A 16871-nucleotide genomic window follows, 5' to 3' on the forward strand; every position below is an offset into this window, starting at 1 on the left:
TGCGAGCCGAAGAGGTCGTCGGGGCCTGACCTGGATGGTGCGGGGGTCGAGGGCAGTGCCCTCTGAGGATACGTGCGCCCGTCAGGACGCGAGCTGGAGCTTCAGGTCGGACAGCCGTGCGGAGACGGTTCCGTCGATGACCTCGTCGCCGACGTGCAGGCGCATCCCGCCCAGGAGGGAGGGATCGACCACGACGTTGACGGAGACCGGTCGGCTGTACTGGCGCGTGAGCGCCGAGCGGAGCCGGTCGAGCTGCTCGGGGGCGATCGGTGCGGCGACCGAGACCGTGGCGAGGATGAACCCGCCCTGGTCGGCGACCACGCCTGCTGCGAAGCGGACGAGCTCCGGGATGCGGCGACCGCGCGGGTGCGCGATCAGCTGCCGGAGGATCGCCAGCGTCTCGGCCGCGGCCTTGCCCTCGAGGAGGCGCTGCACGAGCGCGACCTTCGAGTCGGCGGCGGCGAGCTTGCTGCCGAGCGCGAGCTCGAGCTGGGCGTCGGAGGCGACGACCTCGCCGAAGGAGTGGAGCTCCTTCTCGAGGTTGACGCCCTCCGGAGCGGACGACGCGATCGCGCGGACCCCGACCTCCTCGACCCCGGCGACCATGTCGCTCGGGCTCGACCAGCGGTGGCCGACGATCACGGTGAGCAGGCGCTTGGCCGGCTCGCCGAAGGGACCGAACACGCGGGCGACGAGAGCCTGCTTGCTGCTCGAGTCGGCGCTCGGGTCGGCGAGGGCCGCGCGCAGCTGCGCCTGGCCGTCGATGACCCGTGCGGCCTCGAAGAGCTGCTGGGCCGTGTCGAGGGACGCCTGACCGGCGAGGGCGGAGAGCTCCGCCTTCGCCGATGCGAGTGCCTGCCTGGACGCGCTGCCCATCAGTTGTTCGCCTTCTCCGAGGCCTCGAGGTCGGCGAGGAAGCGGTCCACGATCGCGGACGCCTTCGCGTCGTCGTTGAGGCTCTCGCCGATCACGCCGGAGGCGAGGTCGATGGCGAGGGTTCCGACTTCGGAGCGGAGCGAGACCACGGCGGCCTGACGGTCCGCCTCGATCTGGGCGTGCGCGTTGTGGAGGATGCGCTCGGCCTCGACCTGCGCCTGCTCCTTCTTCGCCGCCACGATCGCGTTGCCGTCGGCGTTCGCCTTCTCACGGATCACTCCGGCCTCGGCGCGGGCCTCGGCCAGCTGGGCGGTGTACTTCTCGAGGGCGGCCTCGGCCTGTCGCTGGGCCTCGTCGGCCTTCGCGATGTTCCCCTCGATCGCGGCGGAGCGCGCGTCGAGCATCTTCTGCAGGCGCGGCAGGACCAGCCTCCAGAAGAAGAACAGCAGGATGAGGAAGATCACCCCCGACCAGAAGAAGTCGTAGAACTCCGGGATCAGAATGACCGCGGGGACGTCACCTTCTTCCGCAGCGATGTTCACAGCGGTGCTGAACACGACTACGCCGCGAAGATGAAGTAGGTGGCGAGGCCGATGAGCGCGAGCACCTCGGTGAACGCGATGCCGAGGAACATCGTGGTCTGGAGGCGGCCGGCCATCTCGGGCTGGCGCGCCATGGCCTCGACGGTCTTGCCCGCGACGATGCCGACACCGATGCCGGGGCCGATCGCTGCGAGGCCGTAACCGACCGTCGCGATGTTGCCGGTGAGTTCGGCGAGAACGGTGACTGAGTCCACGAGTGGGTCCTTTCAGTGGGGTGATCGTGAGAACGGGCGGGAGCCCGTGAGTAGTGGGGTCAGTGCTCCTCGGCGACGGCCAACTGGATGTAGACCGCAGCGAGGAGGGTGAAGATGTAGGCCTGCAGCACGGCGACGAGGAGCTCGAAGAGCGTGAACGCACCGCCGAAGGCGAAGGTCACGACGCCGAAGAGCTTGAAGCCCGGGTCGATCTGGGAGCTGAAGAGGAAGAACTGCGTGGCCGAGAAGCACAGCACTAGCAGGAGGTGGCCGACGATCATGTTCATCACGAGCCGCAGTGCGAGCGAGAGCGGACGGATGATGAACGTCTGCAGCAGCTCGATCGGCGTGAGGATGAAGTAGATCAGGAACGGCGCTCCGGGCGGGAACAGGGCGTTCTTGAAGAAGCCCATCCCCCGGTCCTTGATGCCCGCGTAGATGAACGTCACGTAGGCGACCAGGCCGAGGAAGAGCGGCATGCCCACCACGGAGGTCCCCGCGATGTTCAGGAACGGGACGATGCCGGTCAGGTTCATCGAGATGATCGCGAAGAAGATCGTCACGAGGATCGGGAGGAACCGGCGCGCGTCCTTCTCGCCGAGGATGTCCTTGGCGATGGTGACGCGGACGAAGTCGAACGCGAGCTCGACGACGTTCTGGAAGCGGCCGGGGACGAGGCGCAGCTTGCGCGTCCCGAGCCAGAAGAACAGCATCAGTGCGATGACCGCGATGAAGCGGACCAGCATGACGCGGTTGATCTCGAAAGGGGTTCCCTCGAAGAGGAAACCGGGCGGGAAGAACTCGGAGATCGACGGGGTGTGGAAGTCACTCTCACCGGTCGAGGACGAGACCAACAGGGTCACAGCGTTAGCAAACAGCGCTAGCTCCTGGAATTCGGGGCGTGGCACGTTGCAGCCGACCGAATCGAATCATTCGGACGCAACGCTCTCGCGACGACGAAAGGTGGGGTTTTCCGCTCGGACGGCGATCGTGCTCGACGACCGCCATCAACGATGAGACGATCTGAGGACACGTTCGCCTGCGGGATTCGTCCCTACTGTAGCAACAGAACGGCCTGAGAGCCGAATCGTGGTCCTCTCAGGAACCGTTCGGCTCGTCCTCATCGAGCGATGTCGCTGACGTTCGGCATGCGCGAGCGCGAGACGACGAGGACGTCGATCACCAGGGACCCCAGGACGGCGACGATGATCGTGACGAACATCGCGGTGCTGTTCAGCCACGGCTGATCGCGCAGGACCAGGGCGGCGATCACGAACAGCACGAACTTGGCGAGCCACGTGCCGAGGACGACGGCGAAGAACCCGCCGATGTCGAGGCGGTTGGCGACGAGGATGCTCGCGGCGGTGAGGAGCACCATCACGCCGCCGACGATCGCGCCGAGGAGGGCTCCGATCGCGCCCTCTCCCCCGGCGGCGATCCCGCCGACGACGGTGCCGAGAACGGCCAGGGCGAGCACGAAGAGGCCGCCCACGACCAGCGCGCGGCGCAGGACGGGGACGGACGCGGGCTGCGGACGGGGGGTGGCCGGGGAGGCTCCGGTCATGATGCTTCCTTCCGCGCCGTGGTCGGCGCTGTCGTGTCCCGGTCGATCGGGAGTCCGGCCGGCGGACGGAGCAGCTCCGTCGAGGACGCGCGGTCGAGGGGGTCGAGGACGGGTGAGGCCTCCGCGGACTGCGCCGCCGCCTCGAGCCGCTTGCGGCGGCTGAGCGGGGCGAGCGTGACGACGGTGCAGACCAGCAGACCGACTCCGAGGAAGACGAGCGGGACCCACAGCACGTCGACCACGAACATCAGCAGGCAGCTGACGGCGACGACGGCGGTCCACGCGTAGAAGATCAGCACGGCGTGCAGATGGGAGTGCCCCATGTCGAGCAGGCGGTGGTGCAGGTGCTTCCGGTCGGCGCTGAACGGCGACTTTCCCGCGCGCAGGCGCCTGATCACAGCGAGGCCGAAGTCCATCAGCGGCACCACGAGTATCGCGAACGGCAGGATGATCGGGATGAACGCGGGCAGGAGCTCCTTCGCCGCGAGCTGGGCCGGGTCGATCTGGCCGGTGACCGCGATCGCGGAGGTGGCCATCAGCATCCCGATCAGCAGTGCGCCGCTGTCGCCCATGAACATCCGCGCCGGACGCCAGTTGATGGGGAGGAATCCGGCGCAGGCGCCGACGAGCAGGACCGCGATGAGCGAGGCCAGGTTGAAGTAGTCGGTGGGCGAGGTCTGCTGCACCAGCAGGTAGCTGTAGAGGAAGAAGACCCCGTTGGCGATCAGGGCGACGCCCGCCACGAGGCCGTCGAGGCCGTCGATGAAGTTGAGAGCGTTGGTGACCAGGACGATCGCGAGCACGGTGATGATCAGCGACATCCACGGCGAGCCGACGGTCAGGCCGCCGATCGGCAGGGAGACGATCTGCACGCCCTTCCAGGCGATCAGGCCGGCGGCGATCAGCTGACCGGCCAGCTTCGTGCTCCAGTCCAGGTCCCAGATGTCGTCGGCGACGCCGATGAGGACGATGAGCAGGCTCGCGCCGAGGATCGCGAGGATCGGCTCGGGATTGGCGAACACCAGCCGGAAGTAGGGCAGCTGGGAGGCGATGCCGAAGCCGACGAGGATCCCGAGGAACATCGCGATGCCGCCCAGGCGGGGGGTCGGCCGCGTGTGCATGTCCCTGACGCGGATCTTCGGGTAGAGCCGGTACTTCAGGCTCAGCTTCCAGATGACCCACGACAGCGCTCCGGTCACGAGCGCGACCGCGAGCGAGACGAGGGCGAAGGTGATCACCGGTTACTCACCCGGAGCGGAGTCGGTGCGGGCGGCGCCGGTGCCGGTGTTGGGCGTCGGCGCGTTCGTGCTCGACGAGCCCGTGTCCGGCGCATCGGCGGAATCGACGGGCGCGGAGTCGCCGGGCGCGGAGTCGTCCTGCAGGCGGGCGCCGGAGGCCCAGTCGGGGCGCGCGGTCGGGGTCCGCTCGAAGGCGTACGGGTCGCTGCCGGTCGCGGTCTCGGCGGGCTCCTGCTGGTACCCGGCCTGCGCCGCGCCGGCCGTGGAGGCGTCGGGCTCCGACGTCTCGGCACGAGGCGCGTCCGGATCCGGCAGCAGGTCTCCGACGACCTCGCGGATCCGCTCGGCCGACACGACGCCCTGGCGCAGGATGCGCAGGGTGCCGCCCTCGAAGCTCAGCGCTGTCGCGTCGACGATCGTCGAGGACTCGCTGGCGCCCGCGGGGCGGTCGCTGTAGCGCGATCCGGCGGCGCCGGCGTCGAGATAGACGTCGACGGAGTCGCCGAGCTGGTCGAACGCCTCCTGTGCGGTCGTGGCCGAGGGCTGCCCCGTGCGATTGGCGGAGGAGACCGCCAGCGGGCCGGTCTCGGCGAGGAGCTCGATCGTCACCGGGTTGTCCGGCATGCGCAGCGCCACGGTCCCGCGCGTCTCGCCCAGGTCCCAGACCAGTGAGGGCTGGGCGTGCAGGACGATGGTGAGCCCGCCGGGCCAGAACTCGCGCGCGAGGTCGCGCACCGCCTCCGGCACGTTCTCGGCGAGGGCGTCGAGGGCGGCCACGTCCCCGATCAGGACGGGCGGCGGCGACTGCCTCGTCCGTCCCTTCGCGTCGAGCAGGCGCTGGACCGCGGCGGCGTCGAACGCGTTGGCCGCGACGCCGTAGACGGTGTCGGTGGGGATCACCACGAGCTCGCCGCGGCCGATGGCCGTCCGCGCGAGACGGGTGCCGGTCAGGAGGTCCGTGTCGACGGAGCAGTCGTAGATGCGTGCCATAACGGGTCGATGATACCGGCGCGGTCCGTGTCCGGACCGGCTGCGGCGCGGCGGTCGCGTCAGCGCCGCCCGAGGCCGGGGCTCGGCGGCCGTCGCAGCGGCGCCCGACCCGCGCCGGCCGAGGCCGCCGGAGCGCTTCCGTGAGGCACTCGGCCCGGCGTGGCGGGCGCCTCCGCCGACAGGACGCCCACGAGCGCCACGGAGACGGCGAGCGTCGCGAGCGAGTGCTGATCGCCGAACCAGGTGGTGTTGTCGGCCATCCCGTGCAGGAACGTCCAGAGGACGGCGACGGCGAGCGCCCCGACGGCGACGGCCTCGTTCCGGGCGACCCGGAGGAGCAGGCGCACGACGGCGACGGTGGCGAGGAGGAGGAACGCGATGACGGGGAGCGCGATCAGGAGCCCGCCGTTGGTCCACGCGGTGACGAGGAGGTTGTGAGGCGGGCGCGGCTCGCTGTGCTGGGTGAACTGCGACCCGCGCGCCAGCCACAGCTCCTGCCATCCGCCGTACCCCAGCCCCAGCAGCCAGTTGTCGGGGAACGCGCTCGCAGCCAGGCGCAGGAAGTCGCCGCGGGCCCCGAGCGTGAGCACGCCCGCCTCCGCCAGCTGCGGGAAGGACACGGCGACGGCGTACACGGCCGTGATCCCGGAGGGGATGGTGATCATCCAGGCGACCGGACCGAGGCTGCGTCCCTTGAGTCCGCGGATCGCGGCGACCAGCAGGGGCAGGACGATCGCGAGGACGATCGCGGTCTTGGACAGCGTGAAGAGGGCGCCGACCAGCCCGGCGACGGCGACGAGCAGGAGGAGACTCCCCCGCTGCCGTCTCCAGACGGCGAAGGCCAGCGCGCCGGTCGTGGCCATGTACATCGAGGCGATGTTGCCGTTGAGGAAGAACCCTCCCGACTTCTCCTGCAGGACGTTGTTGAAGAACGTCGTGAAGATGTCCCGCACGTAGATGTCGGAGAACAGCACCGCTTCCGGCCACCGGAGGTAGGCGGTCTCCTGCACGGGATCGAGCTGGAAGAGGATCGTGAGCGTCACCTGGAGGAGGAACACGGGCGCCGCCCAGTTGAGGGCGCGGCCGACGACACGCCAGGCGCCGTCGCCGAGCCCGCGGACGGCCAGGTACGGAGTGAGGAAGGAGACGACGGAGACCACGTCGCGCAGCGCGGCCGCGCGTGCTCCGGAGTAGGTGAGCGCGAAGAGGGTGCCGGCGATCACGAGCAGGAACATGACCACGAACCGGTCAATCCTCCCGCCAAACAGCCGCGCCACGGAGTACGGGAGGAAGAGCAGGCTCCAGGCGACCGGAGCGGTGACGGGGCCCAGGGTGTAGAGCTGCACGACGCTCAGCGCCAGGAGCACCGCGAGGAAGACGAGGACGATCCGCTCGTGCCGCCGCTGAGCGGGATCCGCCGGCGCGCGCGACGGCCGCCCGCGGGTCTCCGGAGCGTCGGTGACGCGGGTCGCGGCGATGACGGAGGGACGAGAGGCGGTCGGGCGGCGGAGGAGGGCGTCGTCGGCGTGGCGGCCCATGTCAGAGCCGTTCCGCGGAGGTGCTGGTGGCGGCCTCCGTCTGGCGGAGCGGAGGAGCGGCGCGCCGATTCCGGGACGACGGGCCGACCTCTCGCGGCGGGAGGGTCGTCCGCGGGCGCCGGTCCGGGGCGGGAGGCGGATCGAGCAGCACGGGAGAGGCGGTGGCGTCGGCGGACGCGGGCGGGAGAGGGGATGCAGGTGGCATGTCGCGCCGACACTAATCGCGCGGCACGAGCCTCGACGGGCTTGGCGCGGAACGTCGATCCGCGTGCGCGCGGCGGCCCCGCGCCTCAGCCACGGGGGTCTGCCAGCAGCTCGTCCGCGCGGCGGGCGATGCCCGGCCAGCCGAAGTCCGCCGCTCGGCGCCGCGACGCCGCAGCGACCTCCGCGCGTCGCGGGGAATCGCGCAGCGAGGCGATGAGGGCGGGGAGCTCCGCGAGGACGGCGTCCGCGACCTCCTCCTCCGTGCCCGGCGGGACGAGGACGGATCCGTCGACCACTCCGTCGGAGGTGCGCAGGATCTCGGGGAGGCCTCCGCGCTCGACCGTCACGACGGGGATCCCCCGCGAGAGCGCCTCCACCACCACCATCCCGAACGGCTCGTCCCAGCGGCAGGGGTAGAGCAGGAGCGCCGAGGAGCCGAACAGCTCCAGCAGGTCCTCGTGCCGGAGGAACGGGAGCCGGCGCACGACGCCGGGCAGGGCGGCGACCGCCTCGTCGAGCGCTCGGACGTACGGGGTGGGCGTCGCGTCGTCCCCGAGGCCCGATGCGCCGGCGATGACCAGCCGCAGATCGGCGCCGTGCTCGGTCCGCATCCGCCTCACGATCTCGACGGCCTCGCGGGCTCCCTTCTCGGCCACCAGCCTCCCGGCGAAGACCGCCTCCGCAGTACCGCCGAGCGGCGCTGGCGGGACCTCGGGCGGAGGGACGACCCCGTTGTACAGGACGGCTGTGGCGATCAGGCCGTACCGGTCGACCGCCCGGGCGCGCAGGAACTCGCTGCAGAAGATCCACTCGTCGACCGCGTCGAGGTAGCGCCGGGCGGCGGCGGGATCGGGTGGCAGGTGATCGAGCAGGTCGTTGTGCAGGTGTGCGACGATCCGCCCCCGGTAGCCCAGGCGGCGCAGGCGCACGGCGTAGCGGGGGCGGTTGTGGATCCAGACCGTCGGGACACGGCGCAGCGACGGAGCGAGCACCAGCAGCCAGAAGCGGCCACCGAAGGACAGCCGACGCAGCTCGGCGCCCGGGTCGCTGTCGCGCCGACGCGCCAGGAGGAGTGCCGCGCGCCGCTGGACCGCGTAGATCCGCCGGTACAGGCGGTGCGGCCGGACGTCCACGCCCGGTGACGCCGACGACCACGTCGCGAGCACGGCGAACCGGACCGAGACCCGCAACACCGTCTCGCGGACCCAGGTCGCCCTGGCTCCCCCGCTGCCGTCGAAGAGCTCCTCGGCGGCCAGCACAACGGCGACCTCGACCGGGGCGGCGGAGCCGAGCCGGAGCCGGGCGGGCAGTCGCGACAGGACGAGCGATCGCGCCTCGGCGATGTCGCGCCCCGGCGTCAGGAGGGCGGTCGCTCCCAGCACGAGGCCCGCGAGCGCCAGCTCCACCGGGAGCAGCCGCAGGGGCGCGCCCTCGGGGAGCAGGCGGAGCAGGAGCAGCACGATCGCCATCGGTGCGGCGAGCAGCGGCCCCGCGGCGCACGCGCGCAGGAACGCGCCGAGGCGCACTCCGAGCACCACCCGCAGCACGGCGCAGGTGACGGCGAAGCCGAGAGCGCTCGAGAGCAGCAGCCCGCCGATCAAGCCGTCGAGTCCGAACAGCACTCCCCCGCCGACGATCATCGGGATCGTGATCGCGGTCTTCACGATGTTCACGATCAGCCCGAACCGCACCCGGTCCATCGCCATCAGGATGAAGCCGACCGGATTGCCGATCGCCCGCACCGCGCCCACCACCGTCAGCGCGCTCGTCATGCCCGCGATCCAGCCCCAGCCGGGTCCGTAGAACAGTCGCACGATCTCCTCGGAGCGCAGCGCCACCAGCATCAGCGGCGGGATGCTCGCCATGCTGAGCACCGCGGTGACGCGGAGGTGGTTCCGCGCGACGCGCTCACGGTCGTGCTGGATCGAGGAGAACACCGGGAACATCACCCGCGTCACGATCGGGTTGACCCTCGCGGGGAGGTTCACGGCGAGGTTGTATCCCAGGGTGTACCCGCCCAGCTGGGCCGGTCCGAGCAGGCGGCCGATCGCGAGCGAGCCGGCGTTCGAGCCCAGGTAGTTGACGATGCCGTCGAGGGTCTGGAAGACGCCGAAGGAGAGGAAGCGGGCGGTCTCGCGGATCCGGAACCGGAATCGCAGTCGGAACCAGCGCCGAGCCTGCACGAGGGCGAGCACGGAGCGCAGAGCCGCGGTCGCGACGAGCCCCCACGCGTAGGAAAGCGCCCCTGCTCCAGAGACCGCGAGGCAGACCGTCACGGCGAAGCCGCCGACGAGAGCGATCGTCTCGGACACGGCGACCGCTCGGAACCGGATCCCCTTCTCGAGCACCGCTCTCGGCACCTGCCCGGCTGCGCTGCCCACGAACACGAGCGAGGCGACGGTGAGGACCGGCGCCGCGGCGGCGGACCCGAGCAGGGAGGCGATCGGTGCGGCGCCCAGGAGGACGGCGACGGTGACCAGCAGCCCGACGGAGAGGTTGAGCCAGAAGACCGACGAGAGCTCGAAGCTGGTCGCCCGCCGGCGCTGGATGATCGCCTGGGCGACCCCCATTCCGAGGAAGATGTCGACGAACGCGTTGAGCAGCGCGACGATCGCGATGATCCCCATCTCGGAGGGGTCCAGCAGTCTCGCCAGGAGCGCGAACTGCCCGAGCTGCACGACGAGCGCGACGGCGAACGAGACCGCCGTCCAGGCGGTCGCGTCGACGGTGCTCCGGCGCAGGCTCACCTCTCCCGCCCGGCGGAGGCCGGACGGAGGTCCGGTCGTGGATCGTCGGCGCGGTGCTCGGCGCGGCTCATCCGCGATCTCCGTCCGTCGTCGTCGGCATCGATCGGCCGGCCGCCCGGTCGTAGAGGTCCTCGAGGTCGCGGATCCGCTCGGCGAGGTCGAACGAGGCGAGCACGCGCTCCCGCCCCTCCGCGCCCATCCGCTCCGCGCGGTCCGGGTCCCGGAGCAGGGCGGCGAGCGCCCCGGTCAGGCCGGGCACGTCCCCCTCCGGGACGAGCAGCCCGGTGACGCCGTCCTGGACCGCCTCCGGGACGCCGCCGTGGCGGTACGAGACGACAGGGACGCCTGCGAGCGCGGCCTCGAGGAAGACCATGCCGAAGCCCTCGGAGTCGCCTGTCGCCGCGGTCCGCGACGGTGCGCAGAAGACCGCGGCGCCGGCGAGGATGCGGGCGACCTCGGCGGGGGGCAGGGAGCCGGTGAAGGTCACCTGCAGGCCCAGCCGCGCCGCCTGCTCGACGAGCGCCTCCCGCAGGTGGCCGTCGCCGACGACGGTCAGGGGGACGTCGCGGATCGGTCCGGGGAGGGCGGCGACCGCCTCGAGCAGATCCGGAACGCCCTTCTTGTCGGTGAGGCGTCCGACGAAGACGATTCCCGCGCGCTCCGCAGCCGGTGCGGCCTCGGGGCGGGAGGTCGGGACGCCGATGTAGCCCACTCCGGTGCGCCGCGGGTCCGCCCCCAGGCGCAGGAGCCCGTCGGTGATGAAGCGGGAGACCCCGATCACCGCGAGCGCGGTGCGGAAGACGGCGCGGGCCTCGAGGGCGCGGTGAGCTCGGGCGAGGGGGCGGAGCAGGCGCGGAGCTCCGGTCGCGAGCGGCCAGCTGGTCACGTCGTAGCCGTGCCCCGTCACGACGAGCGGGAGGCGCCTCCTCCGTGCGTACCGCGCGATGAAGACGGCGTCGATGAGGAAGTGCGCATGGATGAGGGCGGGCCGGTGCTCATCGACGATCGCGTCGAGCCGTCGTGACACTCCGAGCCACCGCAGGAGGAGGGACCGCCGCCCGCGAGGGGTGATCGGATCGTGCAGGACGATGTCCGTGCGGTCGTGGAGGACGCCCGAGCCGGTGCGCTCGAGGCCCACTCCGAGGGCGCGCCAGCGCTCGAGTCCGTGCATCTGATTGCGGACGAACGTCTCGGAGTCCTGCAGCCACGCGCGCTTCCAGACCAGGACCAGCGGCCTCTCGCCGGCGACGCCGCCCGCGTGCTCAGCGGACGGCACGGCGCACCCGGTAGCGGAGGGCCGCGACCACGCTCGGCAGCACCCGCACGGCGTCGCCCAGATAGCGCCGCCAGAGCCTGCCGGGCTCCCGGCTGAGCCGGTGCGCCCACTCGAGACCGAGGCGCTGCACCACGAGCGGCGCCCGCGGGATCTCGCCGGCGAGGAAGTCCACGGCCGCGCCGACGCCGAGGCAGACCGCTCCCGTGCCGCCGACGGCGAGCAGGCGCTCGCGAACCTCCTCCTGCTTGGGGGAGCCGAGGCAGAGCGCGACGATGCGGACGTCTGCCGTGCGCAGAGTCGAGGAGAGGCGGGCGAGGTAGGCGTCGTCCGCGAGCTCGGCCGGCTCCGGCGAGAGGACGACCGGAACCTGGAGCCCGGCGAAGCGCTGCTGCAGCTCGGCGGCTGCGCGATCGCCGACTCCGGGGCGTCCGCCGATGAGAGCGACCGGCGCACCCTCGAGCGCCGCGCGGCGGCAGACCTCGGTGAAGAGGTCGATGCCCGTCACGCGGCTCGCCGTGCGGTGGCCGTACGAGCGGGCCAGCCAGACCAGAGGCGCCCCGTCGAGCACCACGAGGGACGCCCGGCCGTAGTACCGCCGGAACTCGCCGGAGTGCTTCCAGCGCACGAAGTGGTCGGTGTTCGGCGTGACGACCAGCTCGTCGCGGCCGCTCCGGGACAGCTCGAGCACGGCCTCCGCCGCCTCGTCGAGCGTGGTGATGCTGGCCGGCATCCGCTCGATGCGGCCGGTGATGTAGGAGGTCATGCCGGTGCTCCTCGGGGGTCGGTGCGGGAGGGAGGGAACGGAGCTGGTGTGCGGAAGGGGCCGGTCGCGGCCGCCTGCACGGGGACGGTCACGTCGTCCACCGGGTGCTCCTCCGATCGGAGAGCCGGCGGCGGGTGTCGTGCACGGCGTAGAGGATCCGGCTGAGCGCCGTGAAGGCGGCGGGGACGTGCTTGAGCACCAGCCCCAGGACGAGCAGCCGCGGCGACCGCGCGGAGCGGAGCACGCGGACGTCGCGCAGCGCCTCGGACCCGAGCCGGACGCCGGTCTCGACGAGCGCCGCGTCGGAGTTCTGGCGGATCGGGGTGAGCGCGACGGGGACGGCGTAGAACCAGGTCGTGAACCAGTCCGACAGCGGGCGCGGCACCTCCTCGAACGTACGGGCGAGCGCCGCGCGCATCTCCTCGGCGCAGACCAGGAGGTTCCGGAGGTCCGGGTCGCGCCGACGGGTGATCGAGGACGCCGTGTGGACGTAGGAGTAGAGGATCTCCGGCACGAAGAGCACCCGTTCCGCCGCCTGGACGGCCCGCAGCACGCCGACGAAGTCGGACTGGGAGCTCAAGCGCGGGAAGAGCTCCTCCTGCAGGACGGCGCGGCGGAGGAGCTTGTTCCAGAGGAAGCCGTGCAGGCGCCCGGACGCCATCCGCTCGAGAGCGAGTTCGGACGAGACCAGTTCGCGCCGGTCGAGGCCGTCGATCACACGTCCGGAGGTCGACTGCCGGGTGCGGTAGAGCGCCCGGCAGACGACGACGTCGGCCGCCGTCCGCTCGGCCTCGGCGGTGAGGGTCCGCAGGATCTCCGTGTCCCACTCGTCGTCGACGTCCACGAACCAGACGAACTCGGAGTCGATGCCGTCGAGGGCGCGGTTCCGGGCGGCAGCGACGCCGCCGTTCTGCTCGAGGAGCAGGACCCGGGCGTCCTCGCGTCCCTCGGCCCACTTCTCGAGCACCTCCGCCGTGCCGTCCGAGGACGCGTCGTCGACGAGGACGACCCGCGTCCCCGGTCCGAGAGTGAGTGCGAGCCGCGCGAGGAAGCCGTCGAGCCGGGCGATCGCGTTGTAGCAGGGAGCCACGACGGTCACCGAGTGCACGCCCCCGCTCACCGTCGGCCCCCGAGCTCGCGGTAGGCGGCGACGACGGGGCCGAAGACGGCGTCGGGCGAGGCGGCCTCGTCCACCCACGCCTTCGCGCGGTCGGCCTGCATCAGGAGCCCCTCGGGTCGCTCCAGAGCGGCGGCGAGGAGCTCGGCGATCCGCTCCCCGTCGGCGTCGGCGGGGAGCAGGAGGCCCCGACCGTCGGCGAGCAGCTCACCCACACCGCCGACGTCGGTCGCCACGACCGGGCGACGGCGGGCCATCGCCTCCAGCATCACGAGCGGAGTCCCCTCCCACCGCGAGGTCGACAGGAGGAGATGCGCCGCGTCCAGCGCTCCGGTCACGTCCGCCGACGGACCGGCGAAGTCGACCACTCCGGCTCCCCGGGCGCGCTCGCGCAGCACCGGCAGCATCGGACCGTCGCCGAGCCAGGTGCCGGTGACGGGCCGGACCCGGGCGAGGGCCTCGACGGCCGCGAGGAAGCGGACCGGGTCCTTCTGCTCCGCGAGCCGCCCGATGCCGAGGACGCGGACGACCGGCTCGGCGAGTTCCGGCGCGCTCGCGGGCTCCGCGGTGACGTTCGCCGGGGCGTTGCCGGTGACCACGACGCGATCCTGCGGGCGGCCGTAGCCCTCGACGACCATCCGCCCCACTGAGGCGGAGACGGCGAACACCCGCCGGGAGCGGAAGGAGAGCGCTCGCCTGTCGATCCCGGGCAGCTCGGTGTGCGCGTGCTCGACCACGGGGACACCGAGCGCGGCGCCGACGAGGAGGGCCAGCAGAGCCTCGCGGCGCTGGTGGGCGTGCAGGACGTGCGGGCGGAACCGGCGGACGGCGAGTGCGAGCTCGCGCAGATCGGCCGCGAAGCCCTGTCCGGGTCTCGGCACCACGAAGACGGGCGACTCCTGCGCGGCGCGGTCGCTGAGCGGCCCGGGACGCCCCCAGTAGGCGGTCTCGCAGCCGTGCTCGCGGCTCCACGCACACAGGGAGAGGGCCACACGCTGCGCGCCCCCGTCCTCGAAGGAGTCGAGGACGTGCAGGATCCGCAGGGAACGGGAACGGGCTGCCCTCATGAGAGCGCCCCGTCGGGAACCGCGCCCGGGAAGCGGACGTCGAGTTCGGCCAGGACGGCGTCGACGTCGCGGCCCATCGTCCCGGGGTCGACGTCGTAGTGATCGGCGAGGAGGTCGACGACCTCGTCCCGGGGCCGGCGCTGCCTGATCACGGCCTCGAAGACCGAGGCGGCGCTCAGCGAGAGCACGATCGGGGGCACCGACGGGCGGGACAGGTCGAGCACGTAGACCTGACCGTCCGTGCGCTCGACGGCGAAGCGCTGGGCCGGCGGCGCGCTGCCCCCCTGCGCCTCGGCGGAGGCCTCCACCGGATGCACGGCGCTCGCCGCGGGGTCGGACGAGGCCGGGAGGTCGCTCGCCGGCGCCGTGGCCTCCGCGATCGCCTCGAACGAGGACGCCGGGCCCTGCTCCTCGCTGCGGCCGCTCAGCGCCACCCGGGCGAAACCGGTGAGGGCGGAGGGGAGGCCTCGGAGCGCCCGCAGGGTCCGCTCCCCCCGGAGCCGGAGCCGACGCCGGACCGTCGTCGCCTCAGGATGGCTCGCCTCGAGATCCGCGCGGGTGGGGAAGGCGGCTCTCACCAGCAGGCCTCCCTTCAGGTGCCAGGGAGCGGACGCCACGGCGTGCAGCCAGTTGAAGGTGTGCCGGTCGGAGCTGCGGCGCACGTCCCAGAGCATCTGGGCCTGCCGGTAGCGCTCCTCGGGCGCGGCGGGGACTCCCCAGGAGGTGAGGAGCTCCGTCATCGGCGTCTGCGCGCCGAGCTCGACGGCCGCGTCGCGGATCGCCTCGCGCTCCTCGCTCGGAAGGCCGGCGGCGTGCGCCTTCAGAACCGCCAGCGCCGTGGTCGCCGAGGCGGAGCGCGCGCTGCGCAGCTGGTGCAGGGCGTGCAGCACGAGGTGGTGCGCGCGCCCGGGGATCCGCAGGGTCTCGTCGCTCAGCGGCAGATCCTCGGCGGCCGCCCAGAGACGGTCGAAGACGATCCGCTCCTCCTCGAAGGCACCCGGGAAGGAGCGGTGGACGTCGACGTCACACGGCCACGAGGGGTGGACGAGCGTGATCGAGTGGTCGACGAAGAGCGTCCAGCTGAGAGCCTCGGCGCGGCGGCGCCAGCCCATCGAGGCGAGCAGCCCGAGAGCCTCGTCGAAGCGCTCGGGGTCGACCCAGAGGTCGACGTCGGCCGACGTCATCGGCGCGCGGATCCCCTGGCGGTGCAGACCCTCGCCCTTCACCACGAGGCTGCGGACGCCGTGCGTCCGCAGGCTGTACTGCACCAGCACGGCGGCCAGGCGCAGGGCGACGGCGTTCCGCAGCATCGCGTCGGCGGAGGCGCCGACAGCCGGGACCGGTTCAGGCGACACGGACGCGTCCCTCCGCGAGGGCGAGGATCTCCTTGGCCGCGACGGACCACGGGCGCTCCCGCGCGAGCTCGGCGGCCCCCCGGGAGAGAGCCGTCCACTCGCGTCGGAGCCGGTGGAGGGCGTCCTCGTACTCCTCGCGCGTCGCGTCGTCGGAGAGGACCACGCCCGCCCCCGCCGCGCAGAGATCGGCCAGGACGCTCGACTCGATCGCGAGGACCGGCAGCCCGCTCGCCAGCGCGTCGAGTCCGGCGGCCGCGCCGGTCGTCGACGGCGTCAGATGGGCGTACGTGTGGGAGTGGCGGAGCACCTCGACGACGCCGTCGCGGTCCTGCTCGCCGACGGAGCGCAGCCCCGATGCGAGGTCGTCGGCGATCCCGCCGCCGTCGTCGATCACGGTGACGTACTCGGTGCCGTCCAGCCGGGCGAGGAGATCGAGCCGCTCGGCGCCCCGGTCGAGACCGGAGGCTCCCACGGCGGCGAAGCGGAGGGGCCCGTCGGGGGCGGACGGTGTCGGGAACGACGCGTCCGGCAGGCCCAGGGTCACGACCGTTCCCGCGAGGGCGGACGCGAGCCGCTCCGTCGGGGTGACGACGACAGCACCGCGGCGCTCCTCCTCGAACCGGAGGCGCGGGAGCGCCGGGAGGTCGTCGGCCAGGAGGACGGTCGTCGGAGCGAGCCCGGCGAGCTCCACGGCCGTCCCAGGGAGAGCCACCACGAGGTCGGGCCGCTCCGGGGCGAGCAGTCGGCGGGACCGGCGCGTGACGACGGCGAGCCCGACGGACCCGGCGCCCCTCCGGCCGGCGGGCTCGAGGAAGCGGGCGAGCACGCTGGGGCGGAGCTCCGCCCCGCTGAACCCCTCCGGGTCACCGGTCACCACGACCACGCGGTGTCCCTGGCGGCGCCAGGCGCGCTCGAGCGGAGCCGCGTGCCAGGCATCGAGGGCGACGATCCCGATGGTCAGCACGGGCGGACTCCCCCCGTCAGGGGGGATCGGCGGCAGGGACCGGGAGACGTACGGAGCGCGGAGTCCCGCTGGTCGATGACCTCGTGCACAGGGCGGTACCTCTCTCCGTCGCGGCAGGCGGAGCCGCGGACGTCGGAGAAGTTATCCCCGTGCCCGGCGGCCTCCGAGTGGGAGGCGCGATACGGAGGCGGGGGCGGCGTGCGCGCCGCTCACGGAGTCGGATCGCGTCGGTAGCGGTCGCTCGACCGTCAGTCCCCGCCACGGGTTCCGCGCCCGCCGCACCGGCATGCGGAGGCACCGCGGCGCCGCCGATAGAGTCGGCTCCGTGACCCTCTCCCCGCAGATCTTCACGCTCCCCTCGGCGGTGCAGCGGACC

At 72.6% G+C, this 16871-nt stretch carries 15 protein-coding genes; all 15 read right to left on the bottom strand.

The features are described from left to right. Nucleotides 1–81: 81 nt before the first annotated feature. Entirely contained in the window at nucleotides 82–876 is a 795-nt protein-coding gene (locus tag C5C33_RS00180; protein ID WP_104232703.1) for a F0F1 ATP synthase subunit delta, read from the bottom strand. Then, complete coding sequence (locus C5C33_RS00185) at nucleotides 876–1433, bottom strand: F0F1 ATP synthase subunit B (RefSeq protein WP_244229449.1); 558 nt, start codon at nucleotides 1431–1433, stop codon at nucleotides 876–878. Before C5C33_RS00185 ends, C5C33_RS00180 begins: the two co-directional genes overlap by 1 nt. A 2-nt stretch (nucleotides 1434–1435) precedes the next feature. Next, complete coding sequence (locus C5C33_RS00190; RefSeq protein ID WP_055794702.1) at nucleotides 1436–1672, bottom strand: ATP synthase F0 subunit C; 237 nt, start codon at nucleotides 1670–1672, stop codon at nucleotides 1436–1438. Nucleotides 1673–1731: 59 nt separating this feature from the next. Further along, nucleotides 1732–2535, bottom strand: coding sequence for a F0F1 ATP synthase subunit A (atpB, locus tag C5C33_RS00195; protein ID WP_068254016.1), 804 nt, complete (start codon nucleotides 2533–2535; stop codon nucleotides 1732–1734). A gap of 257 nt (nucleotides 2536–2792) precedes the next feature. Next, complete coding sequence (locus C5C33_RS00200; protein WP_104223021.1) at nucleotides 2793–3236, bottom strand: hypothetical protein; 444 nt, start codon at nucleotides 3234–3236, stop codon at nucleotides 2793–2795. Beyond that, a complete protein-coding gene (locus C5C33_RS00205; RefSeq protein WP_181136160.1) occupies nucleotides 3233–4474 on the bottom strand; it encodes an MraY family glycosyltransferase in 1242 nt (413 codons plus the stop codon). Before C5C33_RS00205 ends, C5C33_RS00200 begins: the two co-directional genes overlap by 4 nt. Before the next feature lie 3 nt (nucleotides 4475–4477). Continuing rightward, nucleotides 4478–5464 (bottom strand): L-threonylcarbamoyladenylate synthase, encoded by a 987-nt coding sequence (locus C5C33_RS00210; RefSeq protein WP_104260103.1) that lies wholly within the window; start codon nucleotides 5462–5464, stop codon nucleotides 4478–4480. Between the two features lie 59 nt (nucleotides 5465–5523). Next, nucleotides 5524–7002 carry an O-antigen ligase gene (locus tag C5C33_RS00215; protein WP_104260104.1) on the bottom strand — a complete coding sequence of 493 codons (1479 nt, stop codon included), beginning with the start codon at nucleotides 7000–7002 and terminating at the stop codon, nucleotides 5524–5526. Nucleotides 7003–7292: 290 nt separating this feature from the next. Continuing rightward, complete coding sequence (locus tag C5C33_RS00220) at nucleotides 7293–9953, bottom strand: MOP flippase family protein (protein ID WP_104260105.1); 2661 nt, start codon at nucleotides 9951–9953, stop codon at nucleotides 7293–7295. A gap of 67 nt (nucleotides 9954–10020) precedes the next feature. After that, nucleotides 10021–11229 (bottom strand): glycosyltransferase, encoded by a 1209-nt coding sequence (locus C5C33_RS00225; RefSeq protein WP_104260106.1) that lies wholly within the window; start codon nucleotides 11227–11229, stop codon nucleotides 10021–10023. Further along, nucleotides 11216–11992 (bottom strand): WecB/TagA/CpsF family glycosyltransferase, encoded by a 777-nt coding sequence (locus C5C33_RS00230; RefSeq protein WP_104260107.1) that lies wholly within the window; start codon nucleotides 11990–11992, stop codon nucleotides 11216–11218. The genes C5C33_RS00225 and C5C33_RS00230 overlap by 14 nt, the downstream gene beginning before the upstream one ends. A gap of 88 nt (nucleotides 11993–12080) precedes the next feature. Next, on the bottom strand, nucleotides 12081–13100 hold the full coding sequence (locus C5C33_RS00235; RefSeq protein ID WP_181136161.1) for a glycosyltransferase family 2 protein: 1020 nt from the start codon (nucleotides 13098–13100) through the stop codon (nucleotides 12081–12083). Between the two features lie 8 nt (nucleotides 13101–13108). Then, nucleotides 13109–14176 carry a glycosyltransferase family 4 protein gene (locus C5C33_RS00240; RefSeq protein ID WP_104260109.1) on the bottom strand — a complete coding sequence of 356 codons (1068 nt, stop codon included), beginning with the start codon at nucleotides 14174–14176 and terminating at the stop codon, nucleotides 13109–13111. Then, on the bottom strand, nucleotides 14173–15531 hold the full coding sequence (locus C5C33_RS00245; RefSeq protein WP_104260110.1) for a PqqD family peptide modification chaperone: 1359 nt from the start codon (nucleotides 15529–15531) through the stop codon (nucleotides 14173–14175). Before C5C33_RS00245 ends, C5C33_RS00240 begins: the two co-directional genes overlap by 4 nt. Beyond that, nucleotides 15521–16495, bottom strand: coding sequence for a hypothetical protein (locus C5C33_RS00250; protein ID WP_104260111.1), 975 nt, complete (start codon nucleotides 16493–16495; stop codon nucleotides 15521–15523). The genes C5C33_RS00245 and C5C33_RS00250 overlap by 11 nt, the downstream gene beginning before the upstream one ends. Nucleotides 16496–16871 lie beyond the last annotated feature (376 nt).

This window comes from Rathayibacter sp. AY1H3 (genome assembly GCF_002932015.1).

Excerpts from the sequence above, each read along its gene's own strand:
- C5C33_RS00180 (WP_104232703.1), bottom strand. The coding sequence starts at position 876 with ATGGGCAGCGCGTCCAGGCAGGCACTCGCATCGGCGAAGGCGGAGCTC.
- C5C33_RS00200 (WP_104223021.1), bottom strand. The coding sequence starts at position 3,236 with ATGACCGGAGCCTCCCCGGCCACCCCCCGTCCGCAGCCCGCGTCCGTC.
- C5C33_RS00240 (WP_104260109.1), bottom strand. The coding sequence starts at position 14,176 with ATGAGGGCAGCCCGTTCCCGTTCCCTGCGGATCCTGCACGTCCTCGAC.
- C5C33_RS00210 (WP_104260103.1), bottom strand. The coding sequence starts at position 5,464 with ATGGCACGCATCTACGACTGCTCCGTCGACACGGACCTCCTGACCGGC.
- C5C33_RS00230 (WP_104260107.1), bottom strand. The coding sequence starts at position 11,992 with ATGACCTCCTACATCACCGGCCGCATCGAGCGGATGCCGGCCAGCATC.
- C5C33_RS00215 (WP_104260104.1), bottom strand. The coding sequence starts at position 7,002 with ATGGGCCGCCACGCCGACGACGCCCTCCTCCGCCGCCCGACCGCCTCT.